18 protein-coding genes, 6 tRNA genes and 3 rRNA genes are annotated in these 23,228 nt (G+C 40.1%); 4 read left to right on the top strand and 23 right to left on the bottom strand.

Annotated features, from left to right (window positions below; translation table 11 throughout):
- Window positions 1–12: 12 nt before the first annotated feature.
- A complete protein-coding gene (locus tag PRVXH_RS05270) occupies window positions 13–732 on the bottom strand; it encodes a hypothetical protein (RefSeq protein WP_353894257.1) in 720 nt (239 codons plus the stop codon).
- 21 nt (window positions 733–753) lie between these two features.
- Window positions 754–1,659 (bottom strand): malate dehydrogenase, encoded by a 906-nt coding sequence (locus PRVXH_RS05265; RefSeq protein WP_353894256.1) that lies wholly within the window; start codon window positions 1,657–1,659, stop codon window positions 754–756.
- A 121-nt stretch (window positions 1,660–1,780) separates the two neighbouring features.
- Here PRVXH_RS05265 and PRVXH_RS05260 point away from each other — a divergent pair, with 121 nt between their 5' ends.
- The 3 genes from PRVXH_RS05260 to PRVXH_RS05250 all read left to right on the top strand — a co-directional run bounded on the left by PRVXH_RS05260 (window position 1,781) and on the right by PRVXH_RS05250 (window position 4,497).
- On the top strand, window positions 1,781–2,788 hold the full coding sequence (locus tag PRVXH_RS05260) for an ABC transporter substrate-binding protein (RefSeq protein WP_353894547.1): 1,008 nt from the start codon (window positions 1,781–1,783) through the stop codon (window positions 2,786–2,788).
- A 154-nt stretch (window positions 2,789–2,942) separates the two neighbouring features.
- Window positions 2,943–3,677, top strand: coding sequence for an ABC transporter ATP-binding protein (locus tag PRVXH_RS05255; protein ID WP_353894255.1), 735 nt, complete (start codon window positions 2,943–2,945; stop codon window positions 3,675–3,677).
- The gene (locus PRVXH_RS05250) at window positions 3,670–4,497 is read left to right on the top strand and encodes an ABC transporter permease (protein ID WP_353894254.1); all 828 of its coding nucleotides are present in this window, start codon (window positions 3,670–3,672) and stop codon (window positions 4,495–4,497) included. Before PRVXH_RS05255 ends, PRVXH_RS05250 begins: the two co-directional genes overlap by 8 nt.
- 30 nt (window positions 4,498–4,527) lie before the next feature.
- On the opposite strand, the gene PRVXH_RS05245 is transcribed toward PRVXH_RS05250, so the two are convergent.
- From PRVXH_RS05245 to PRVXH_RS05230, 4 genes are all read right to left on the bottom strand, one after another.
- Window positions 4,528–4,782 carry a hypothetical protein gene (locus PRVXH_RS05245; RefSeq protein ID WP_353894253.1) on the bottom strand — a complete coding sequence of 85 codons (255 nt, stop codon included), beginning with the start codon at window positions 4,780–4,782 and terminating at the stop codon, window positions 4,528–4,530.
- Window positions 4,783–4,967: 185 nt separating this feature from the next.
- Window positions 4,968–5,083, bottom strand: a 5S ribosomal RNA gene (gene rrf, locus PRVXH_RS05240).
- Between the two features lie 44 nt (window positions 5,084–5,127).
- Window positions 5,128–8,102, bottom strand: a 23S ribosomal RNA gene (locus tag PRVXH_RS05235).
- A 169-nt stretch (window positions 8,103–8,271) separates the two neighbouring features.
- Window positions 8,272–9,797: ribosomal RNA gene (locus tag PRVXH_RS05230) — 16S ribosomal RNA — on the bottom strand.
- The 16S, 23S and 5S rRNA genes sit together here, the layout of an rRNA operon.
- A gap of 469 nt (window positions 9,798–10,266) precedes the next feature.
- Between PRVXH_RS05230 and PRVXH_RS05225 the strand changes: the two genes are divergently transcribed.
- Window positions 10,267–10,659 (top strand): hypothetical protein, encoded by a 393-nt coding sequence (locus PRVXH_RS05225; protein WP_353894252.1) that lies wholly within the window; start codon window positions 10,267–10,269, stop codon window positions 10,657–10,659.
- Here the strand turns inward: PRVXH_RS05225 and PRVXH_RS05220 are convergent.
- The 17 genes from PRVXH_RS05220 to rph form a co-directional block, all read right to left on the bottom strand.
- The gene (locus tag PRVXH_RS05220; protein ID WP_353894251.1) at window positions 10,634–10,846 is read right to left on the bottom strand and encodes a hypothetical protein; all 213 of its coding nucleotides are present in this window, start codon (window positions 10,844–10,846) and stop codon (window positions 10,634–10,636) included. The two genes, PRVXH_RS05225 and PRVXH_RS05220, sit on opposite strands and share 26 nt — an antisense overlap.
- Before the next feature lie 470 nt (window positions 10,847–11,316).
- On the bottom strand, window positions 11,317–11,907 hold the full coding sequence (gene yihA / locus PRVXH_RS05215) for a ribosome biogenesis GTP-binding protein YihA/YsxC (RefSeq protein ID WP_353894250.1): 591 nt from the start codon (window positions 11,905–11,907) through the stop codon (window positions 11,317–11,319).
- Window positions 11,904–14,216, bottom strand: coding sequence for an endopeptidase La (lon, locus tag PRVXH_RS05210; RefSeq protein WP_353894249.1), 2,313 nt, complete (start codon window positions 14,214–14,216; stop codon window positions 11,904–11,906). Before lon ends, yihA begins: the two co-directional genes overlap by 4 nt.
- Before the next feature lie 71 nt (window positions 14,217–14,287).
- Complete coding sequence (lonB, locus tag PRVXH_RS05205) at window positions 14,288–15,958, bottom strand: ATP-dependent protease LonB (protein WP_353894248.1); 1,671 nt, start codon at window positions 15,956–15,958, stop codon at window positions 14,288–14,290.
- Window positions 15,959–16,136: 178 nt separating this feature from the next.
- A complete protein-coding gene (gene clpX, locus PRVXH_RS05200; protein ID WP_353894247.1) occupies window positions 16,137–17,399 on the bottom strand; it encodes an ATP-dependent Clp protease ATP-binding subunit ClpX in 1,263 nt (420 codons plus the stop codon).
- An 8-nt stretch (window positions 17,400–17,407) separates the two neighbouring features.
- The gene (gene clpP, locus PRVXH_RS05195; protein ID WP_353894246.1) at window positions 17,408–18,001 is read right to left on the bottom strand and encodes an ATP-dependent Clp endopeptidase proteolytic subunit ClpP; all 594 of its coding nucleotides are present in this window, start codon (window positions 17,999–18,001) and stop codon (window positions 17,408–17,410) included.
- A 63-nt stretch (window positions 18,002–18,064) separates the two neighbouring features.
- Complete coding sequence (gene tig / locus PRVXH_RS05190; RefSeq protein ID WP_353894245.1) at window positions 18,065–19,345, bottom strand: trigger factor; 1,281 nt, start codon at window positions 19,343–19,345, stop codon at window positions 18,065–18,067.
- A 164-nt stretch (window positions 19,346–19,509) separates the two neighbouring features.
- Entirely contained in the window at window positions 19,510–20,682 is a 1,173-nt protein-coding gene (locus PRVXH_RS05185) for a ComEC/Rec2 family competence protein (RefSeq protein WP_353894244.1), read from the bottom strand.
- A gap of 73 nt (window positions 20,683–20,755) precedes the next feature.
- Window positions 20,756–20,830 (bottom strand) — tRNA-Gly (locus PRVXH_RS05180).
- Window positions 20,831–20,835: 5 nt separating this feature from the next.
- Window positions 20,836–20,919, bottom strand: a tRNA-Leu gene (locus PRVXH_RS05175).
- A gap of 3 nt (window positions 20,920–20,922) precedes the next feature.
- Window positions 20,923–20,998, bottom strand: a tRNA-Lys gene (locus tag PRVXH_RS05170).
- A gap of 4 nt (window positions 20,999–21,002) precedes the next feature.
- Window positions 21,003–21,078 (bottom strand) — tRNA-Gln (locus PRVXH_RS05165).
- 20 nt (window positions 21,079–21,098) lie between these two features.
- Window positions 21,099–21,175 (bottom strand) — tRNA-His (locus tag PRVXH_RS05160).
- Window positions 21,176–21,183: 8 nt separating this feature from the next.
- A tRNA-Arg gene (locus PRVXH_RS05155) sits at window positions 21,184–21,259 on the bottom strand.
- Between the two features lie 161 nt (window positions 21,260–21,420).
- A complete protein-coding gene (locus PRVXH_RS05150) occupies window positions 21,421–21,894 on the bottom strand; it encodes a metallophosphoesterase (RefSeq protein WP_353894243.1) in 474 nt (157 codons plus the stop codon).
- 2 nt (window positions 21,895–21,896) lie between these two features.
- The gene (gene rdgB / locus PRVXH_RS05145; protein ID WP_353894242.1) at window positions 21,897–22,481 is read right to left on the bottom strand and encodes an RdgB/HAM1 family non-canonical purine NTP pyrophosphatase; all 585 of its coding nucleotides are present in this window, start codon (window positions 22,479–22,481) and stop codon (window positions 21,897–21,899) included.
- 3 nt (window positions 22,482–22,484) lie between these two features.
- Window positions 22,485–23,222 carry a ribonuclease PH gene (gene rph, locus PRVXH_RS05140; protein WP_353894546.1) on the bottom strand — a complete coding sequence of 246 codons (738 nt, stop codon included), beginning with the start codon at window positions 23,220–23,222 and terminating at the stop codon, window positions 22,485–22,487.
- Window positions 23,223–23,228 lie beyond the last annotated feature (6 nt).

Raw genomic sequence — 23,228 nt, 5'->3', positions numbered from 1 at the left:
TTATTAAATAAGCTATGGTTTTTCTATCTCAACGTCAACATTACTATTAAGAACATTTATTTCCTTCAACAGCGAGTGTTTTCCGGATTGACTGTTTACAAATATCTCAAGCTTGCGTAGTTCCACCTGTTGGTCAATATAAAAGGAAACCCCTATTATAAACTCTTCTTTACCCTCGTCGTCTTCTTTTTTCTCATCATCAATTATAAAGTTTATCTCTTTAAGATAGTCTAGAATATAATCTTCTTTTAAAGAACCAGAAATCACTAAAACCTTCTCATCCTGTATTATGGCATAATCATCCATTATTTCATAATCACCTATATCAATCAATTCTTTTAAATGAGATGGTGCAGCTATTAAGCTACTTAGACGAGGATCATCAAACTCGGAAACACTTGTCCATTCAGTAATAGATCCTCTTCTTATATGAGCTAGCTCATCTTTTTGATAAAATTCCACACGCTTTGGACCAATCTCCCCAATTAAATAAGTCTTGTTTTTATCAAAAATCTCTACGCCTTGTAATGAAACATTTACCCCAGCCCCATCATCTTGAGCGCTGGATTGGATGTGAAACTGTACATTTTCATGCTGATATAAGTTTTCCTTAACCTCGTTTAAAATTTCTTCAGGCTCATAGTCCAATAAAGCAGACATTTCACACCCAGTTATAACAAAAAGTACTAAACCTAAAACTAAGAGTAACTTGTACTCCTTTGCTTTTAACATTCTTATACCTCCTAAATGCAGCTAAAAATTTACTTCGTCTAACATTGACCTAATTGTGTTTATAGAGTGTTGAAGTTTGTCTTGTTTATCAGAAGGTAAATTAACTTTTACTACTTGCTCTATTCCGTTTTTGCCAATAATAGTAGGTTCACTATAAGTTGTATCATTACCCTTATGATAATAACACACCGGCAAAACTTCTTTTGTATCATTATGTATTGCTGAGATTACTTTGCAAATTGCTAATGCTACTGAATAAAATGTCCCTCCCTTTCTCTGAATAACTTGCGCTCCACCTTTTATGGTATTTTCCTTAATTTTTTCTATGGTCTCAGAAGATACTACCTTATATTTATCTAATGGCACACCGGAAATATAGGTGTCTTCCTCCAAAATAACCATCGAATCTCCATGCTCACCTACAACCATAGCACTAATATTAGCCGGGTGTATCCCTAAATATTCACCTAGCAAAGATTCAAACCTTAATTGATCTAACACATTACCTAATCCAAAAACTGTGTTAAAAGGCAGCTCAGATTGTTTATAAGCTATTTGCGTCATGATGTCAACAGGGTTAGAAACCATCAGAATATAAGTGGAAGTATTAACCTTCATTATTTCATCCACTATATCCGAAACTACCTGAACATTCTTTTTAGCTAGGTCTAGCCTGCTTTCACCGGGTTTTCTTGGTATTCCTGCCGTTACTACAACAACATCGGAACCTGCGGTATCTTGATATCCGCCAGCAGAAACAGATATGTTAGGTAATTGGGCTGTTCCATGTACAATATCTAAGGCCTCCCCTTGTGCTTTTTCATTATCAATATCAACCAGCACTAATTCCTTAGCAAGTCCTTGCAACGCAATTGCGTACGCTGTAGTAGTACCCACCCTGCCACAACCAATAATTGATACTTTCATTTTCCTACCTCCTATATTAAGTTTTTGGTTCATTATACCATAACTATACCTTCATTGTAACAAAAGTTCAAAAAGTAAATATAATATTTGTACAAGGAAAGGAGTGATTGAATTGAAAAAAGTGGCTTATATCTTTCTAGCTTTAATATTCTTATCCAGTTCAGTATTATTGACGGGATGTAATGGCTCTGAGGAAGATGCTCTTCCTAGGGTTAGAGTATCTGAAGTGATCCATTCAGTATTTTATGCGCCACAATACGTTGCTCTTCATAAAGGATTCTTCGAAGAAGAGGGATTGGATGTCGAACTTGCAATTGCATGGGGAGCAGACAGAGGGGCCGCTGCTCTTTTGTCTAACAGTGCAGACATAGCTTTGTTTGGGCCTGAGGCCGCAGTGTATATCGCTAGAGAGCAGACAGATACCCGATTGGTAGCGTTTGCACAACTCACAAAAAGAGATGGCTCATTTTTCTTAGCAAGAGAGCCTATGCCGGATTTTAAATGGACAGATGTAAAAGGCAAAGAAATCATCGGTGGAAGAGCTGGTGGAGTTCCTCAAATGGTACAAGAATATGTATTATACCATAACGATGTTATCCCCCACGAAGATGTAGAAATTATCCAAAATATAGACCTTGGAGCCACGGCCCAAGCTTTTGAAAACGGCGTTGGTGACTTTGTTCAGCTATTTGAGCCTGGAGCATCCATGGTTGAAAGTACAGGCAGTGGGCATGTAGTAGCTTCTTTCGGGGAAGCTGGAGGCGAAGTCCCATATACAGTTTACCACGCTACAGAAAGATATATTGATGAAAATCCTGAAATAATTCAAAAATTTACAAATGCCATTTACAGAGCACAAATATGGGTTGACAACCATACGCCTGAAGAAATTGCTGAAGTAATTCGTCCATCATTTGCAGAAACTGACTTTGATATTTTAGTGTCAGCTGTTAAAAGATATCAGCAACAAGACACCTGGTCTAAAGATCCATTACTTCGGGAAGATGCCTTAGACAAACTACAAGAGATATGTATTTTGGCTGGTGAGCTAGATGCAAAAGTCAACTATGAAGATATTGTTACAACAAAGTTTGCTAAAGAAGCTATCAAAAACATCTCCATAGACTAACTAATATATATATATTTGATAAAAAAAAGACAATTCCTTCAAACCTTAGTCAATGTGGCTAAGGTTTTTTGTTTTATTTAAACAGAACTATTTTAGGTTAACCTCATAATATAAATTAGACATATATACTCTGTTTACAAAAAGGAGGTTTAATATGCTGAAGATAAGAAACGCTTCCGTTAGCTACATGGGATTAAAAGAAATAACAGAGGCAGTTAAAGATATAAATTTACAAGTAAATGAGGGAGAATTTATTTCAATCGTGGGACCATCAGGTTGTGGAAAGTCCACCCTTCTATCACTTATTGCTGGTTTAATAAGGCCAACAGAGGGCAGTGTTAAAAACACTTTTAACAGAAACGGTTATATGTTTCAACAAGACTTTTTGCTTCCTTGGAGGAATATTTTGGATAATGCTGTTTTAGGATTAGAGATTGCTCAAAAGAAAAATAAAATAAATAAAAAATACGCAGAAGAGTTGTTAGACTCTATGGGGCTTAGTGAGTTTAAAAATTATTATCCTGCGGAGCTTTCGGGAGGAATGCGCCAAAGAGTGGCGCTTGCAAGAACTTTGGCTTTAAAACCGGATTTATTGCTGTTAGATGAGCCGTTTTCTGCTTTGGACTATCAAACTCGACTAAATATGCAGCAAGAGGTGGGCCTTATGTTACGTAGAGAAAAAAAGACCGTTATTTTAGTTACTCATGATATTTCCGAAGCAATAGCCATGAGTGATAAAGTAATAATTTTGACTAAACGACCAGGAAGGGTAATTGAATCAATTGAAATAAATCTTAACTGTGCATCTAAAGCTCCTATGTCGTGCCGTAGCGCATCAAACTTTGGCAAGTACTTTAACCAAATATGGGGGGTGTTAAATAATGCATAAGGTAAAAAACTTTCTTGTCCCCAAAGCAGCAGACGATAGACACAGAGACTATATTTTTAATAAAAAAATTTACAACCTTGGAGTTTTTCTTTCCCAAATCATTCTTCTGATATCGCTTTTAGCCGTATGGGAATGGCTTGCTACAATAGGGGCTATTAACACCTTCCTGACCAGTCAGCCAAGTAAGGTATTTAACACCGTTATTAGATTATACGAAAGTGGCACTTTATTTTACCATGTTAGAGTTACTGTGATTGAGACGGGAGTTAGTTTTGTGTTAGGAACAATCATTGGTACCCTCATTGCTATGATACTTTGGTGGTGGGATTTTTTAAACAAGGTGATGGACCCATACCTTATAGTCCTTAATAGCTTGCCAAAAGTAGCCCTAGGCCCATTATTTATCATAATTTTCGGGTTAGGGTTTAAAAGTATAATTGCTATGGCCTTGGCTATAACCGTTATTTCTACAACTATTATTGTATTAAGCGGTTTTTCAAATGTAGATAAGAACTATCTAAAACTAGTAAAAACATTTGGGGCCTCTAAATTGACCCTATTTTCAAAAATAGTTCTGCCAGCTAGTATCCCAACAGTTGCTTCAGCTTTGCGTGTAAACCTAGGTTTGTCATGGGTTGGCGTTATTGTAGGAGAATTTTTAACTGGAAGAGCAGGTTTAGGTTACTTAGCAATTTACGGAGGCCAAACATATCAAATGGACCTGGTCATAACAAGTGTAGTGTTACTTGCAATATGCTCCGCAGTATCTTACCAACTACTCATTTTGTTCGAGAAGAAAATTCAGAACAAGTACTCATAACAAAAAAATAAACACCATTTTTCGTGGTGTTTATTTTTTATTGTTATAAAATTCATAGTAACTTAGTAAACCGACTTCAAAGTTTCTCTTTTGTCTTTTCTTTAGAGCAGCACAGTCCTTAATATCTTTCAAAAGCTTTATGGTTTTATCAGATGACTTGCACACTTGGTCAAGATTAATATTAAACTTTTCCTCAATTTCCATTGCCCAGCAAACTCGGTTTATAACCCCTTTGTCACTAATGTTTTGTAGTTTTAAAAACTGTCTAAATAGCTCCCTATTCAAATACACCACTCCCCTCTAATATTAAATAGTATGCTATTGTAAACATTATTATTCAAAGAGCATTGGAGTAGTAACTGAAGTTTTGCAACAAACATAAAATGACTTCAACCAGTGGGGTATTACAGCATTTAACCTGCGAACAAAAAAAGCACCTAACCAAATAATATGGTTAGGTGCTTTTGCGTACCCAGCGACGTCCTACTCTTCCAGGGGGTAAACCCCAAGTACCATCGGCGCTGAAGAGCTTAACTGCGGTGTTCGAGATGGGAACCGGTGGATCCTCTTCGCTTTTGTCACTGGATAAATTACCATAAGGAATAAAACTAAGTCATTATCTAAACTAAGTTGGTCAAGTCCTCGACTTATTAGTACCGGTCAGCTAAAGGTATTACTACCTGTACACCTCCGGCCTATCTACCAGATAGTCTATCTGGAGTCTTACTTGGACAAGCCAATGGGAAGTCTTATCTTGAGGGTGGCTTCGCGCTTAGATGCTTTCAGCGCTTATCCGTGCCGAACTTAGCTACCCAGCACTGCCACTGGCGTGACAACTGGTACACTAGAGGTTCGTCCATCCCGGTCCTCTCGTACTAAGGACAGATCCTCTCAAACTTCCTGCGCCCGCGACAGATAGGGACCGAACTGTCTCACGACGTTCTGAACCCAGCTCGCGTACCGCTTTAATGGGCGAACAGCCCAACCCTTGGGACCTACTACAGCCCCAGGATGCGATGAGCCGACATCGAGGTGCCAAACCTCCCCGTCGATGTGAACTCTTGGGGGAGATAAGCCTGTTATCCCCGGGGTAGCTTTTATCCGTTGAGCGACGGCCCTTCCACTCGGTACCGCCGGGTCACTAAGCCCGACTTTCGTCCCTGCTCGACTTGTAGGTCTCGCAGTCAAGCCTCCTTATGCCTTTGCACTCTACGAATGATTTCCAACCATTCTGAGGAGACCTTGGGGCGCCTCCGTTACTCTTTGGGAGGCGACCGCCCCAGTCAAACTGCCCACCTGACACTGTCCTAAAACCGGATTACGGTTTCTAGTTAGAATTCCAACATTCACAGGGTGGTATCCCACTTTAGGCTCCTAGAAGACTAGCGTCCTCTATTCTCAGCCTCCCACCTATGCTGTACAGTCAATGCCAAAATCCAATATCAGGCTACAGTAAAGCTCCACGGGGTCTTTCCGTCTTGTCGCGGGTAACCTGCATCTTCACAGGTACTACAATTTCACCGGGTCCTTCGTTGAGACAGCGCCCAAGTCGTTGCGCCTTTCGTGCGGGTCGGAACTTACCCGACAAGGAATTTCGCTACCTTAGGACCGTTATAGTTACGGCCGCCGTTTACTGGGGCTTCGGTTCAGAGCTTCGCTTGCGCTAACACGTTCCCTTAACCTTCCAGCACCGGGCAGGCGTCAGCCCCTATACTTCATCTTTCGATTTAGCAGAGACCTGTGTTTTTGATAAACAGTCGCTTGGGCCTATTCACTGCGGCCTCCTCTCGCTCAGTACGGATGTACTTCACAATATCGAGGCACCCCTTCTCCCGAAGTTACGGGGTCATTTTGCCGAGTTCCTTAACGAAGGTTCTCCCGAGCGCCTTAGGATTCTCTCCTCACCTACCTGTGTCGGTTTACGGTACGGGCACCGCGCTTCTTGTTAGAGGCTTTTCTTGGCAGTGTAGGATCAGTTAGTTCCCCCAAATTGGGTCCTCTTAACCTCTCAGAATAGATAGAGGCGGATTTGCCTACCTCTAATCCCTACTGGCTTGAACGCACTAATCCATCAGTGCGATAACCTACCTTACTGCGTCACCCCATCACTTAGACAAAGCTTGGTGGCACTGGAATATCTACCAGTTGTCCATCGCCTACGCCTTTCGGCCTCGGCTTAGGTCCCGGCTTACCCTGAGCGGACAAGCCTTCCTCAGGAAACCTTAGGTTTTCGGCGGAGATGATTCTCACATCTCTTTTCGTTACTTATATCAGCATTCTCACTTCTAAGCGCTCCACTGCTCCTTACGGTACAGCTTCGCCGCACTTAGAACGCTCCCCTACCAGTATTACTACTCCATTGCTTCGGTGGTAAGCTTTAGCCCCGGACATTTTCGGCGCAGGATCACTTGACCAGTGAGCTATTACGCACTCTTTAAATGGTGGCTGCTTCTAAGCCAACATCCTGGTTGTCTAAGCAATCCCACATCCTTTTCCACTTAGCTTACACTTTGGGACCTTAACAGATGGTCTGGGCTGTTTCCCTCTCGACTATGGACCTTATCACCCATAGTCTGACTCCCAAGGTCAAAATATATGGCATTCGGAGTTTGACTGAGTTCGGTAACCTGGGTTAGGCCCCTAGCTCAATCAGTGCTCTACCTCCACTATTCATCCTTGAGGCTAGCCCTAAAGCTATTTCGGGGAGAACCAGCTATCTCCGAGTTCGTTTGGCATTTCACCGCTACCCACAGCTCATCCCCTAATTTTTCAACATTAGTGGGTTCGGGCCTCCATTTTGTGTTACCAAAACTTCACCCTGGCCATGGGTAGGTCACTCGGGTTCGGGTCTACACATACAAACTAGTCGCCCTATTAAGACTCGCTTTCGCTACGGCTCCATGGCTTTACCATTTAACCTCGCTTGCAAATGTAACTCGCTGATCCATTATACAAAAGGTACGCCATCACCCGCTTATGGGGCTCTGACTGTTTGTAGGCACACGGTTTCAGGTTCTATTTCATCCCCCGCCTGGGGTACTTTTCACCTTTCCCTCACGGTACTTGTTCACTATCGGTCGCTGGGTAGTATTTAGCCTTTGGAGGTGGTCCTCCTAGATTCTTACGGGGTTTCTCGTGTCCCGCAATACTCGGGTGGCTACTTGGATAGAGTAAAGCTTTTCGGCTACAGGACTTTCACCTTGTGTCGTTTGGGTTCCCAACCAATTCGCCTAAACTTTAATTTTGTAACTATCCCAAGTGACTGTATCCACTTGTAAAGTAACTCCCTCAACCCACTTTTAGCAACGCATACAGGCTTACACTAAAAGTGTTTAGGCTCTTCCCCTTTCGCTCGCCACTACTTAGGGAATCGAGTTTTCTTTCTCTTCCTCGGGGTACTTAGATGTTTCAGTTCCCCCGGTTGTCTCCTACCACCCTACTTATTCAGGTGGTGGTACCACAGTATTAACTGTGGTGGGTTGCCCCATTCGGAAATCCGCGACTTAAAGCTTGCTTGCAGCTAATCGCGGCTTTTCGCAGCTCGCTACGTCCTTCTTCGACTCCCAGCGCCAAGGCATCCGCCGTGCGCCCTTTGTAACTTGACCTCGTTTTTCTCGTTTAAACATAATGAAATTGTATCTACCACGCTTTTTTATATCTCGGGTTGATACTTCTTAGTTTTATCCTTATGGGTAATTTCAAAGATCGGTTGAAAGACTAGGTCTTTCAAAATTAAACAGCTATGCTACTAACCTTGAGGTTAAAGCTCCTTAGAAAGGAGGTGATCCAGCCGCACCTTCCGATACGGCTACCTTGTTACGACTTCACCCCAATCATTCGCCCCACCTTCGACGGTTGCCTCCTAAAAGGTTGGCTCACCGGCTTCGGGTGTTGCAAACTTTCGTGGTGTGACGGGCGGTGTGTACAAGGCCCGGGAACGCATTCACCGCGATATGCTGACTCGCGATTACTAGCAACTCCGACTTCATGCAGGCGAGTTGCAGCCTGCAATCCGAACTGAGACCTGATTTAAAGGATTTGCTCCAGATCGCTCCTTCGCTTCCCGTTGTTCAGGCCATTGTAGCACGTGTGTAGCCCAGGACATAAGGGGCATGATGATTTGACGTCATCCCCACCTTCCCCCGGTTTATCACCGGCAGTCTCCTTAGAGTGCCCAGCTTAACCTGCTGGCAACTAAGAATAAGGGTTGCGCTCGTTACGGGACTTAACCCAACATCTCACGACACGAGCTGACGACAACCATGCACCACCTGTCTCTCTGCCTCAAAAGAGGACGACTTTATCTCTAAAGCCTTCAGAGGATGTCAAGCCCTGGTAAGGTTCTTCGCGTTGCGTCGAATTAAACCACATGCTCCGCTGCTTGTGCGGGCCCCCGTCAATTCCTTTGAGTTTCAACCTTGCGGTCGTACTCCCCAGGCGGGGCACTTAGTGCGTTAACTGCGGCACAGAGGGTATCTAAACCCCCTACACCTAGTGCCCAGCGTTTACGGCGTGGACTACCAGGGTATCTAATCCTGTTCGCTCCCCACGCTTTCGCATCTCAGTGTCAGGTACAGTCCAGAAAGTCGCCTTCGCCACTGGTGTTCCTCCTAATATCTACGCATTTCACCGCTACACTAGGAATTCCACTTTCCTCTCCTGTCCTCAAGTTTGACAGTTTCAAATGCAATACGGGGTTAAGCCCCGCAGTTTAACATCTGACTTATCAAACCACCTACATGCTCTTTACGCCCAGTAATTCCGGACAACGCTCGCCCCCTACGTATTACCGCGGCTGCTGGCACGTAGTTAGCCGGGGCTTCCTCTTGAGGTACTGTCATTTTATTCATCCCTCATAACAGAAGTTTACGATCCGAAAACCTTCATCCTTCACGCGGCATTGCTGCGTCAGGGTTGCCCCCATTGCGCAATATCCCCCACTGCTGCCTCCCGTAGGAGTCTGGGCCGTGTCTCAGTCCCAGTGTGGCTGATCGTCCTCTCAGACCAGCTATCCATCGTTGCCTTGGTAGGCCGTTACCCTACCAACTAGCTAATGAAGCGCGGGCCCATCCTTTAGCGATAAATCTTTCTTCTTTTAATCAGGTGATTAAAAGAAGGTATCCGGTATTAACATCAGTTTCCCGATGGTATCCCGATCTAAAGGGCAGGTTGCCCACGTGTTACGCACCCGTCCGCCACTAGGTCCATTAAGAGCAAGCTCTCAATTTCCCTCGTTCGACTTGCATGTGTGAGGCATGCCGCCAGCGTTCGTCCTGAGCCAGGATCAAACTCTCCATAAAAGAATCTATGAAAAGCTAAAATTTAGCTCATCTTACTTAAATGTTTTAAAACAAATTAAAACGGAGCCCAACAAACTTTTAGTTAAAAGTTTTTGGGTAAATTCGACTATGAATTCCAAGAGCAGGAATTCTAGTCTGCATTCATGGCTTTTGCATTAGCTGTTCAATTTTCAAAGACCTAATTTGTTTGCCGCCGTGTTTCAGCGACAAGCAATACTATATCATTTATTCGTTTTTGTGTCAACAACTTTTTTATTTTTTTAGAAGCTGTTGATTTAAAACGTTGTCGCTTTGTTTGTGGCGACAATTCATAATACTACCATCATTTTTACCAAAGGTCAAGGATTTATGTATGGGAATATATGGAGCAGTGATTCACATGTGATAATGTCTCATTAAAAGACAGGGGAAAATGTCCCGTTTCTAGAAATTAACCTCGTATAAAATATTTTAGAACGAGGTGAACCTAATGAGAAAGGTTGAGTTAAATATGACTGAAGAACTAAAGTATAACGTAATCAAGAAACTGGTAGAGAATAACGGCAACAAGGATCGTAAACCGGTTAATGTCATTGATGAATCAACGGTACAAGAAATCATAACTTTATATGATAATAAGTACCATGATGCAAACTTCACCCATCTTGCGGAACTACTCGAAGAACAGGAGAACATTAAAGTCTCTAAATCCTTCCTTAGAGAGCGTTTTCTTAAAGAGGGTATTGTGAGTCCTATGGCTACTCGAAAGCTCAAAAAAAGGGTTAAGCAGCAGCTTGAGATTAAGAAAAAGCAAGCTAACTCCAAAAAAGAACAAGAATATATTCAAAAACAGATTGTTAACCTTGTCCGGTATCTTCTATGATAAGGGTGCTATCGGACTTAAGCCTTGCCTCTACTTCTTTTATTTTTTTGCTTGCACTAATTAGACCTTCGTGAGTATGCATGACCTTAAAAGCTTTGCCAACTTGGCCGCTGTTAGGGTCCTCAATATGAAAGTAACTAAAATCCTTTCCTACATCAACTCCAACTACAATTTCTTTTTTAGACATTTGAACATCCTCCTTGTTTACTTTAGAGTGATCCATCTCAAAAACTTGAGGAAACATCCTTGCCTTTGAAATGAGAATACCTCAGGGGGTCCCAACTAGCTAAATCGTTTACACTCAAGGGATGGATTGATAGTCTACATTATGGGTATAACTAGTTATCCTAGTTCCCAGGGGAGCACTAATCAATGACACTCTTGCCCTAGATTGTAATGGATAGCTAGCTGATGTAAACCCCTGAAAGATAAATAGTGGATGTTCGTGTTTTAAAACCAAGAATTTTAATAAATCCTATAGCACTATCTTACAAGGGGAGCAGTGTCTGCTCCCGAACATTATGTCCCACGTATCTCAGTGGGACGGTTCTTCCTTACATATATGGTAGCAAATACAGACCCAAATGATAAACCCAAGAGACAATGGGGGCTGGTATCAGGCAACAAAAATAGCCGCATAAAAGCGGCTATTTTTTATTAATTATCCATCTCTAAAAGTCCGTGTAATGATTCCCAAACTTCCTCTCGACCTACCTTAGTCAATGCTGAGAATATAATGGGGTAGTCTTTAGGTACTCCTAGTGTATTGCATAGTTCTTTTAAATTCTTTTGAACCTGATTGTTCGAAAGCTTATCCGATTTTGTTGCAACTAATAGTACTGGGAATTTATTTTCCAAAAGCCAGGCGAACATATCTTGATCTTCGCTTGTGGGTTTGTGTCTCAAATCTATAAGCTGAACTACCCCTTTTAATGTAGTTCTTTTTAGAAGGTAACTTTCTATCATCTTCTTCCATCCTGCTTTTTGCTGCTTAGACACTTTAGCGAATCCATAACCTGGGAGGTCAACTAACATAAGGCTGTTGTTGACCTCATAAAAGTTTATTGTCTGTGTTTTGCCTGGTTTCCCACTAGTTCGGGCGATGTTTTTCCTATTTGCTAAAGTGTTTATTATGGATGACTTCCCTACATTTGACCTGCCCACAAAAGCAACCTCACAAAATTCCTCCGGTGGATATTGATGCGGCTTTACGGCACTTAATATATACTCTGCGCTTTTTATTTTCATTTCGCATCCACCAACGCTATATCCCAAACTTCTTCTATTGTATCAACTAAATGAATTTTTATTTTTTTCCTAACATTTTCAGGTATATCATTTACATCCCTCTTATTATCTTTGGGCAATATAACTTCTTTTATTGCCGCTCTATGCGCTGCAAGAACCTTTTCTTTAACCCCTCCGATAGGCAAAACTTTACCCCTTAGGGTTATTTCACCAGTCATTGCAACATCCTTTTTCACACTTCTCCTTGATAACACTGAGATTAATGCAGTGGACATTGTTATTCCGGCAGAAGGTCCGTCTTTCGGTATGGCACCTTCAGGTACGTGAATATGTATATCTCTTGTTTTGTGGAAATCGTCTTCGATATTTAAATACTTGCCCTTTGCTCTTATCATACTTAGAGCAGCCCTCGCCGATTCCTGCATGACATCACCAAGTTTTCCTGTTAGCGTAAGCTTGCCTGAACCGGACATTGTAGTTGCTTCTACACCCAAAATATCTCCCCCTGTTTGGGTCCATGCCAGTCCGGTAGCGACACCAATTTCGTCCTTCTCTTCCTTTTCACCCCATCTAAAACGAGGAGAACCTAAGTATGTGTGAAGGTTTTGCACGGTAACTTTAACTTTTTCCTGCTCGTTAGAGACAATTTCTTTAACGCCTTTTCTGCAAAGGGTACCACATGCTCGCTCTAGATTTCTAACACCGGACTCTCTAGTATACTCCCGTATAACTTTAACTATAGCTTGTTTCGATATTGAAAACAGTTTAGAGTTTAGTCCATGTTCCTCCATTTGGCGAGGTATTAAATATTTCTTCGCAATTGATACCTTTTCATCTTCAGTATATCCTTCAATATTTATAACTTCCATCCTATCAAGAAGTGGCCTTGGGATTGGATGAAGGGCATTTGCGGTAGTTATAAATAGTACGCTACTTAAATCAAAAGGTAGCTCGATAAAATGGTCGCTAAAAGTTGGGTTTTGTTCAGGGTCTAAAACTTCTAGAAGCGCTGCCGATGGATCACCCCTAAAGTCTGTGCTCATCTTATCAATTTCATCTAATAAAAATACTGGGTTTTTCGTACCCGCCGTTTTTACTCCTTGAATTATCCTCCCAGGCAGAGCCCCAACATATGTCCTTCTATGCCCTCTAATCTCAGCTTCATCTCTTACGCCCCCTAAAGACATCCTCACAAACTGACGCTCTAAAGATCTCGCAATTGATTTTGCTAAGGAAGTCTTTCCAACTCCAGGTGGTCCGACAAGGCATATTATAGGACTTTTCATTTTATCTGCCATCTGACGCACAGCTAAGAACTCCAGTATACGTTCCTTAACCTTATCTAAGCCATAATGATCCTCGTCTAAAATTTTCTCAGACCTTGAAATGTCAAGTTTGTCTTCTGATTTGTTGTTCCAGGGAAGCTCCACTACCCAGTCTAAGTAAGTCCTCAAAACTGATCCTTCTGCAGCATTAGGCGCCATTCTTTCTAGTCTATCAATTTCTTTGTGAACTTTCTGACTGACTTCTTTAGGTAATTTTAATTTCTCAACTTTTTTGCGATACTCCTCTACTTCCTCACGTTGAGTATCTCCAAGCTCTTTTTGGATTGCCTTCATTTGTTCTCTCAAATAATATTCCTTTTGAGTTTTATCCATCTGTTTTTTTACTCTATCACTTATTTTCTTTTCTATCTCTAAAACTTGAATTTCATGGCTTAAAAATTCTAAAAGCTTAAGTAAACGTTCCTTAGGCTGTATAGCCTCTAAAATTTTCTGTTTTTGCCCAACCTTTAAAGAAAGGTGTGAAGCTACCAAGTCAGCAAAGCGGCCTGGTTCATTTATATCCTGAACAATATCTAAAGATTCACCAGCAGTTTTTTTGCCAAGTTTTATATATTGTTCAAATTGATATAAGGTATTCCTCATTAATGCCTCAATTTCATAATTCTTTTCCTCATCTTCCTCATGGATATCCACTTCCACTTCGGGATAGGCCTCATCATGATAAAAATTATTTATTCCTACCCGGTTTTCACCTTCTACAAGAACACGAATTGTACCACCCGGCAGTTTTAAAACTTGTTTAATCTCTATTAAAGTACCAATTTTATATAAATCTTTTTCTTTTGGATCATCAACATTAGCATCTTTTTGTGGCACTAAAACTATACGGCTATTTTTCTCCATAGCTGCATTTAATGCTGCTATAGACTTCTCTCTCCCTACATCTAAATGAATAATCATATTAGGAAACACTATTAAACCTCTAAGAGGCATAAGTGGATATTTGTTAGTTATTTCTTCCATATTAAGTCACCCCCAAAATATTAGTTACCCTTACTATTTTATACCAATCATTTTTAAAAAACAAGAGAACCCTAAGCATGAGTAGCTGGAACAGCAGAGATTATTTGTTTTTTATCTACTGTGTCCCCTTGTCCTATTAACTCAGTTATAACCTCATCCAACGTGTCGACAGGAATTACTGTTATTCCTTCTATCTGCTGAAGCACATCTTGCCAATTTTCCCTAGGAATAAATACTTTCTTAGCACCAGCCTGTTTTGCGGCCTCGACTTTTGGCACAATGCCACCGACAGGCTTAATATAGCCTCGTATAGATATCTCTCCTGTCATTGCAGTCAGATTATCTATAGGTTTTTCCGTGATAGCAGAGTATATTCCTATTGCAATGGCAACACCTGCAGAAGGTCCATCAACTGGTGTCCCACCAGGAAAGTTTATGTGTATATCATAGTTCTCCAAAGGAACTTTCAAGTATTTTTTTATGGCGGTTAATACATTGTCTAAAGAACCTTTAGCCATACTTTTCCTTTTAATGGTTTTGCCACCGCCGTTGCCTAGCTGTTCTTCTTCTACTACGCCAGTCATCATAACTTTTCCTTCTTTAGATACCTTGTTAGCTGTTACCTCCAACTCTAATATGGCACCCATATTAGGTCCGTAAACAGCCAAGCCATTAACACAACCTATTTGTGGTGTTTTATTAACTTTGCGTTCTGGACGTGGCGTAATCTGGCTGCTGTTAACTACCCACTCAATATCAGCAGGGATTAAATTAATCCTTCCTTCATTTGTGGCGATTCCAGCGGCAATTTGAATTACATTTACTGCTTCACGACCATTTGTAGCATACCTCGTTAGCACATCGAGAGCTTTGTCTTCGATGGGAAAGTTGATCTTCTTACTAGCATTTCTAGCAATTTCCGATATCTCTTTAGGTTGAAGGGAACGAAAAAAGACCTCCACGCACCTTGAACGAATGGCCGGTGGTATGTCTTGAGGTTGCCTTGTAGTAGCTCCTACCAGCCTAAAATCTGCCGGAAGACCTTTTTGGAAAATTTCATGAATATGCGTCGGAATATTGCTATCCTCCGAGCTGTAGTATGCACTTTCTAAAAACACTTTTCTATCTTCTAGCACCTTTAACAGCTTATTCATCTGTATGTTGTGTAACTCTCCTATCTCATCTATAAACAACATACCACCGTGAGCTTTAGTTACTGCACCTGGTTTGGGCTGAGGAATTCCCGCCATCCCCATAGCACCTGCACCTTGATATATTGGATCATGCACTGAACCTATAAGTGGGTCTGCTATGCCTCTTTCGTCAAATCTAGCCGTTGTTGCATCTAACTCAAAAAATTTAGCATCATTTTTAAATGGCGAAATAGGATTTCGTTTTGCCTCCTCTAGCACTAGTCGGGCTGCCGCTGTTTTTCCCACCCCAGGAGGACCATATATAATAACGTGTTGTGGGTTGCTACCACATAACGAAGCTCTCAACGCTTTAAGGCCCTGGTCTTGACCAATAATTTCAGAAAATTGACTAGGCCGAGTTTTCTCAGCTAACGGCTCTGTTAGACTTATACTTTTCATGGTACGGAGTTTATCTAGCTCTTTTCTAGATTCTTTTTCAACTGCGCTTTTGTTTGATTGTTGTGAGCGCAATAAGTTCCAAAAGTATAAGCCTATCACGATAGCAAAAAAGATTTGTATAAAAGTCAATAAACCAATTATTTCAGACATAAATATCCCCCTTAATTCCTAAGCTTTTTAAAAGATATTATTCTCCAAAAGATAGTGGTTTATCCCTAAAACATAAAATAGTTTTGCCTATTACGCCAACACAGACAGTTAACCTGTGATAAAAAAGCAGTCGCTATTAATTGTAAGGTTACAATTAATAGCGACTGTAAACAAAGCTTTAAGCAGTTTCATCTTCCTTATTACTTTTGGAAGTAACAAGAACTGGTTCTTTACCTTTAGTTAAAACTTCTTTTGTTATAATACACTTTGTAATATTCTTTTTAGAAGGTATATCATACATAATATCTTGCATTAGTTTTTCCATTATAGCTCTAAGACCCCTTGCTCCAGTCTTTCTTTTTATGGCCTCTTTAGCAATAGCTTCTAAACAATCTTCTTCAAATTCTATTTCTATATTATCGATGCCGAACAGTTTCTTGTACTGTTTTACCAAAGAGTTTTTAGGCTCAGTCAATATCCTAACTAATGCTTCTTCATCTAAAGCCTCTAATGTAGCAACAACAGGTACTCTACCAACAAACTCAGGGATTAGGCCAAACTTCAATAAGTCTTCTGGCAGAACATCTTTTAAGATATCACCCACGTTTTGTTCTTCTTTTGTTTGGATATCAGCACCAAAGCCCATAACTTTTTTGCCTGTTCTATTTTGGATGATTTTTTCTAGTCCGTCAAATGCTCCACCTACTATAAATAGTACGTTAGTTGTATCAATTTGAATAAATTCCTGATGTGGATGCTTTCTACCACCTTGTGGAGGAACACTAGCTGTAGTACCCTCTAAAATCTTAAGTAGCGCTTGCTGAACACCTTCACCACTAACATCCCTAGTTATTGACGGATTGTCTGACTTACGGGCTATCTTATCAATTTCATCAACGTATATTATACCTTTTTCTGCTTTCTCTACATCATAGTCTGCAGCCTGTATTAGTTTTAGAAGAATATTCTCTACATCTTCTCCCACATAACCAGCTTCTGTCAGCGATGTAGCGTCAGCTATAGCAAAAGGCACCTTCAACATTCTTGCTAGGGTTTGTGCTAGCAATGTCTTACCAACACCTGTTGGTCCTATAAACAGGATGTTACTCTTTTGTAGCTCTACATCATCACTTTCAATCTCAGCCTGTACCCTCTTATAATGGTTATAAACAGCTACAGCTAAGGCTTTTTTTGCATGGTCTTGACCTATAACATACTGGTCAAGGGCTTCTTTTATTTCGTATGGCTTTGGAACATCAGTTAGTGTAGACTCATCGTTTAACACCTGCTCGCTAAACTCTTCTTCGATGATCTCAGTACACAACTCGATGCACTCATCACATATATATACTCCTGGACCTGCAACTAGTTTTTTAACCTCATCCTGCTGTTTGCCGCAAAATGAGCACTTTAACTTATGCTTATCTTCATTAAATTTCATAACATCACCTACCCATTAACAGTGTTACGTTCCATTACCTCATCTACAATACCATACTCTTTAGCTTCTTGCGCGGACATAAATTTGTCACGATCTGTATCTTTTTCAATCACTTCTAAAGGCTGCACTGTTCTCTTTGCTAGTATTTCATTTAACTTTTGTTTTGTTTTTATTATATGCTCAGCATGGATTTTTATATCAGTTGCCTGCCCTCTTGCACCGCCTAAAGGCTGGTGGATCATAACTTCACTATTAGGTAAGGCAAACCTTTTATTTTCCTTGCCAGCTGCTAATAAAAATGCACCCATACTAGCTGCTAAACCTACACAAATTGTAGAAACGTCAGGTTTGATATACTGGATTGTGTCAAAGATAGCCATACCTGCAGTAATAGAACCTCCAGGACTATTTATATACAAGTATATATCTTTTTTAGGGTCTTCTGCTTCTAAAAACAACAGTTGAGCAATTACTGTATTTGCAACATTGTCATCTATAGCACTCCCTATAAAAACAATGCGATCTTTTAACAACCTAGAGTAAATATCGTAAGACCTTTCTCCTCTATTACTTTGCTCTACAACCATTGGCACTAGATTCATAGCACATACCCCTTTCTTTACTCTTTAAATTTTATGTTTTTGCTAAAGTTATATTACTATCCTTTAGCTATTTTCCAATAATAATTCAACAGCTTTTCTCCTTTTTATGCCATCTTCAATACTTTCTTTTTGACCTGGCATTGAGAAAATTTCTTTAATTTTATCTACTTCTTGCTTATACATTTCAGCTAGTTTCTTGATTTCATCTTCAAAATCTTCTTCAGTTACTTCGATACCTTCATTTTCTACAACAGTTTCTATAACAAGATTTGTTTTCACGTCTTTTTCTGCCTGAGGTTTAAGTTCTGCTTTCATAGTCTCTAAATCTCCACCAGTGAACTGTAGATAGGTCTCTAGATTCATACCTTGAGAAGATAACCTTTGTTCCATCTCTTTTACCATATCTTCTAATCGATTATCAACCATTACTTCTGGTATATCCACTTTTGCATTTTCAGTAACCTTGTCAATTACCGCTTGCTCAAACTCTCTTTTACCCTGCTCTTCTGCTTGTTGCTCTAGCTTCTCTTTAACATCTTTTTTAAGCTCATCTAAAGAGTCAAAGTTATTGTCTTTAGCAAACTCGTCATTTAGCTCAGGTAGCTTCTTTGTTTTAACTTCGTTAATTTTCACTTTAAAAGTCGCTTCTTTTCCAGCTAAGCTTTCTGCATGATACTCTTTGGGGAAAGTTACTTTTACATCTAGTTCATCACCTAGCTTTTTACCCACAAGTTGCTCTTCAAAACCAGGGATAAATGACTTAGATCCAATCACAAGTGGGTGGTTTTCACCTTTTCCACCTTCAAAAGCTTCTTCACCTATGTACCCTTCAAAGTCGATAACAGCTGTGTCGCCTTCAGCAATTTCTGTATTTTCATCCGCTACAATAAGTTCAGCATTTTTCTCTTGCATGCTTTTTACTTCAGCATCAACATCTTCATCTGAAACTTCTTTTACTGTTTTAGTGATGCCAAGGTCCTTATATTCCCCTAGTTCAACCTCAGGCTTAACAGTTACAGTAGCTTTGAAGATAAACGGTTTACCCGCTTCTAATTCCTCAACATCTATTTCAGGTTGAGCAACTGGCTCAATTCCACTTTCCTCAATAGCTTTAGGATAAAATTCCTGTAGCATAAAGTTAGCTGCTTCCTCATAGAATACTTCTACGCCAAACCTGTTTTCAATAATTTTCCTTGGAACTCTTCCTTTTCTAAAACCTGGAATCTCAATATCTTTTCTCATCTTTTTGTAAGCTTTCTCTATAGAGCTTTCCACGTTCTCTGCAGGAACTTCAACGGTTAATACTCCTTGGTTGTTCTCCTTCTTTTCCCAATTTACTTTCATTAAAAGTAACCTCCTTGAATTGCTTGTATAATTTAAATTTTATTCTCGTTTAACCATCTAATTATAACATATAAAAATCCGGTTAGCCAACATATCTAGGAATATTATCTTCCTTGATACTTTAACCACCATTTTAACAAATATAAGCAAAGTGGTCAAAAAATCTACGACCCTAACTGGGTTGAATATTTTGCTCCATCGCTAGTGATTAATATATTGCCATGAATATCGTTTCTATAAATATCTATATCTTTTAACATTAGCTTTTCTAAAGTCTCTTCGTGAGGGTGACCATACCTATTTTTCTCACCTACTTGTATAACTGCAACGGACGGATTGACCTTTTTTAGAAACTCTTTTGTTGTAGAGGTACGGCTTCCATGATGTCCTACCTTTAAAATATCTGAATTAAGACATCTTTCGCTTTGTAAAAGTGCATTTTCCCCCTCTTTTTCAACGTCCCCCGTTAAAAGAGCTGTTATTTCACCATGTTTTAACTTAGCTACAATAGAATTATTGTTTAACCCTTCTAAGTCCTCATCTTGATTGGGGCCTAAAACTTTTAAACTGTAATTGCCTAACTCTTTTTTATGTCCGGCATCAACTATTAAAAAATCTATATTATTTTCTTCTATGGATTGTAGATAGCTTTGATAAGTAGCACTTGTATGACTTTGACCGCTATCCCAAACCTTCTTAACTTGAAAGTTATTAAAGACATGGCCTAAACCACCTATATGATCGGCATGTGGATGTGTAGCTACTACAAGGTGAATTTTTCCCACCCCTAAATTTTGTATATAGTCAACTACCTCATTGCCAGCATTTTGTGTGCCAGCATCTACCAAAACCTTTTTATTTCCATCAGTTATAAAGATAGAATCTCCTTGACCTACATCGATAAAGTGTATATCAACTTCAGATTCGCCACTTTGCTTTATTTCCTCTATAGCAGCATCAGAATTACCGTTATCATTATACACAAAACCTCTTGATGAGTTAATTATACTCAGTGGAATAATTTTAACATCGTTATACAAATGAGGTTGTACAGAATAAAAGCAATTTCCTAAAAACACGATGACAGATAAAAACAAAAGCAGCACAGCCTTATACTGCTTCTTAGGCAGCGGTGAAAAAAGTACTTTTTGGTTCTTGGTAGCTTTGCTTCTCTTTTTATTTGCTAGAAAAATGAAAATATAAAGAGCTATGCTTACGGGCGGAAAAATGATTCCCATAAAGAATAATATTTTTGATACGGATAGCGAGTGGTGTTTTTGTGTATGTAAGAATATTAGATAGGTTAAAAGCACTCCGATTAAGTAAAAAGTAAGCATTTATTCGCCTCTTTCAGTTTAAGCTAAAAAAAGATAAAAAAAAAGGCATTAGCCTCTCTTGTAAGTATTAATATGGAGCGGAAGACGGGATTTGAACCCGCGACCCTCGCCTTGGCAAGGCGATGCTCTACCACTGAGCCACTTCCGCAAATGTGGTGCGAGAGGGGGGAGTCGAACCCCCACGCCGAAGGCACTAGATCCTAAGTCTAGCGTGTCTGCCAGTTCCACCACTCTCGCGCTTGGTGAGCCATCCGCGATTCGAACACGGGACACCCTGATTAAAAGTCAGGTGCTCTACCGACTGAGCTAATGGCTCGTTTTGGCTGGGCCGGCAGGACTCGAACCTACGCATGCGGGAGTCAAAGTCCCGTGCCTTACCGACTTGGCGACGGCCCAGCAATGTTAAAATATTTTGTTGGGGTGAGTGAAGGGATTTGAACCCTCGGCCCCCAGAGCCACAATCTGGTGCTCTAACCAACTGAGCTACACCCACCATGTTAGTGGCACGCCCGGGAGGATTCGAACCTCCGACTCACGGATTAGAAGTCCGTTGCTCTATCCCCTGAGCTACGGGCGTACGTTTTTGTCGAACAGTAATTATCTTAACATTTCTTTTTGTCGTTGTCAACACTTTTTTTGCTTTTTTGTGTTTTTGCAATTTGTGTTTACTGTCTCTCAACGACAAGATTTATTATACAAAATTTATTAACGCTTGTAAAGGGTTTTTTGATATTTTTTTCATTTTTTTATTTCACAACTAAAATCTCTTCCATCTACAGTAATAATTCCGTAGCTAGAAGTTCCTCCTCGAGGCAAGACGGGACTTCCTGGATTTAGTAAGGTTACTTCCTGACTAACCTCCTTATGATTTACATGAGTATGCCCAAATAAAACTATATCGGCATCCTTTTCTAAGCCACAATATAGAAGGTTTAAAAGCCCTGACTTAACCCCATAGTTATGACCATGTGTTAGCATAATTTTAATTCCTTCTATCTGGATAACCTCTACTTCATTTGCGTTAGAATAGGGGTCACAGTTACCTTTTACAGCATAGCCTTTTATATTAGTTTGATTTACAAGCCATAGAAAATCATCGTAATTATCCCCTAAATGTATAAGCAAATCCTTCCCCTTTAAAAGATGTACAGCCTCTTTTAGAAACCTCTTGTCTCCATGTGTGTCGCTAAGGACAATAATTTTAGTAGACAATTTTATTCCCCCTTAAGTTGAGTCTGTAGGTTTTCTAGAGCCTTTCTTCTATGACTAATAGCATTTTTTTCTATAGGATCAAGCTCTGCCAATGTTTTTTTAAATTCTGGCAGATAAAAAACGGGGTCATATCCGAACCCATTATTTCCTTTAGGGGAACTTGTTATATACCCCTCTAGCTTACCATGAGCAATTACTGTTCTACCACTTGGGTAAACCAAAGCTATAGAGGTATGAAAATAAGCATATCTCTTTTCGTTAGAAACACCTTTTAGGTTTTCTAGCAATTTTTTATAGTTTGAGATATCATCGCCGGTCTCAGAATACCTAGCAGAGTGTATCCCAGGTTCTCCATCAAGAAATTTTACACATAAACCAGAATCATCAGCTAGAGTAGGTAGCCCAGTTTTCTGGCTACCATATCTAGCTTTGATTAGTGCATTACCTGCAAAAGTATCTGCATCTTCCGAAGGTGAAACCAAGCCATAGTCGGCAAAAGATAGAAATTCCTGAAACTTCTCCCCTAAAATGTTCGAAATTTCTTCTATTTTTTTGTAATTACCTGTGGCTAGTAGTAGTTTTGTCATTGATTATTCCCCTTCAGTCATTATTTCGCCTAGCGCCTCTTTTTGGATGGTAATAAGCTTGGCTATCCCCTCTTTTGCAAGGGCGTATAGCTGTAAAAACTGTTGTTCAGAAAACGGGTTTTCTTCACCTGTTCCTTGAACCTCAACTATATTACCTTTGCCGGTGATAACGATATTCATGTCAACAGTTGCGTTGCTATCTTCAGTAAAAGCTAAGTCTAGTAAAAGGTCATCTTCAACTAATCCCACACTGGTAGCTGCTAAGTAGTCGGTTATAGGTAAAGACTTTATTTTCTTCTGTTCTACGAGCCCCTGCATAGCCTCTACCAAAGCAACAAACGCACCGGTAATGCTAGCTGTCCTAGTGCCTCCATCAGCCTGTATTACATCACAATCTAACCATACGGTTCTTTCACCTAGGGCTTTAAGATCAACCACAGATCTTAGGGCTCTTCCTATTAGTCTCTGTATTTCCAAAGTTCTCCCACTTTGCTTGCCTTTAGCAGCTTCCCTGATGTTTCGGTTTCCAGTAGCTCGAGGTAGCATAGAATACTCCGCAGTTACCCAGCCTTTACCTTCTCCCTTCAAAAATGGTGGAACTTTTTCGTCAACCGTTGCTGTACAGATGACTTTCGTGTCTCCCACCTCTATTAGTACAGATCCCTCAGCATGTTTTATAAAGTTTCTTGTAATTTTGACCGGTCTTAATTGGTTATTCTTTCTGTTATCAATGCGCATAATATTCCT

The sequence above is a fragment of the Proteinivorax hydrogeniformans genome, assembly GCF_040515995.1.
Classification (GTDB): Bacteria; Bacillota; Proteinivoracia; order Proteinivoracales; family Proteinivoracaceae; genus Proteinivorax; species Proteinivorax hydrogeniformans.
The sequence above is the reverse complement of the archived record's forward strand: the minus strand, read 5'-3'. Positions and strand labels throughout refer to the sequence as shown.

Bases quoted from the DNA above. Each gene is read 5' to 3' on its own strand.
- PRVXH_RS05185 (WP_353894244.1), bottom strand. From the start codon at position 20,682: ATGCTTACTTTTTACTTAATCGGAGTGCTTTTAACCTATCTAATATTC.
- clpP (WP_353894246.1), bottom strand. From the start codon at position 18,001: ATGAATCTAGTGCCAATGGTTGTAGAGCAAAGTAATAGAGGAGAAAGG.
- PRVXH_RS05225 (WP_353894252.1), top strand. From the start codon at position 10,267: ATGAGAAAGGTTGAGTTAAATATGACTGAAGAACTAAAGTATAACGTA.
- PRVXH_RS05265 (WP_353894256.1), bottom strand. From the start codon at position 1,659: ATGAAAGTATCAATTATTGGTTGTGGCAGGGTGGGTACTACTACAGCG.
- PRVXH_RS05250 (WP_353894254.1), top strand. From the start codon at position 3,670: ATGCATAAGGTAAAAAACTTTCTTGTCCCCAAAGCAGCAGACGATAGA.
- clpX (WP_353894247.1), bottom strand. From the start codon at position 17,399: ATGAAATTTAATGAAGATAAGCATAAGTTAAAGTGCTCATTTTGCGGC.
- lonB (WP_353894248.1), bottom strand. From the start codon at position 15,958: ATGTCTGAAATAATTGGTTTATTGACTTTTATACAAATCTTTTTTGCT.
- PRVXH_RS05270 (WP_353894257.1), bottom strand. From the start codon at position 732: ATGTTAAAAGCAAAGGAGTACAAGTTACTCTTAGTTTTAGGTTTAGTA.
- PRVXH_RS05220 (WP_353894251.1), bottom strand. From the start codon at position 10,846: ATGTCTAAAAAAGAAATTGTAGTTGGAGTTGATGTAGGAAAGGATTTT.
- PRVXH_RS05255 (WP_353894255.1), top strand. From the start codon at position 2,943: ATGCTGAAGATAAGAAACGCTTCCGTTAGCTACATGGGATTAAAAGAA.
- rdgB (WP_353894242.1), bottom strand. From the start codon at position 22,481: ATGACAAAACTACTACTAGCCACAGGTAATTACAAAAAAATAGAAGAA.
- lon (WP_353894249.1), bottom strand. From the start codon at position 14,216: ATGGAAGAAATAACTAACAAATATCCACTTATGCCTCTTAGAGGTTTA.
- tig (WP_353894245.1), bottom strand. From the start codon at position 19,345: ATGAAAGTAAATTGGGAAAAGAAGGAGAACAACCAAGGAGTATTAACC.
- yihA (WP_353894250.1), bottom strand. From the start codon at position 11,907: ATGAAAATAAAAAGCGCAGAGTATATATTAAGTGCCGTAAAGCCGCAT.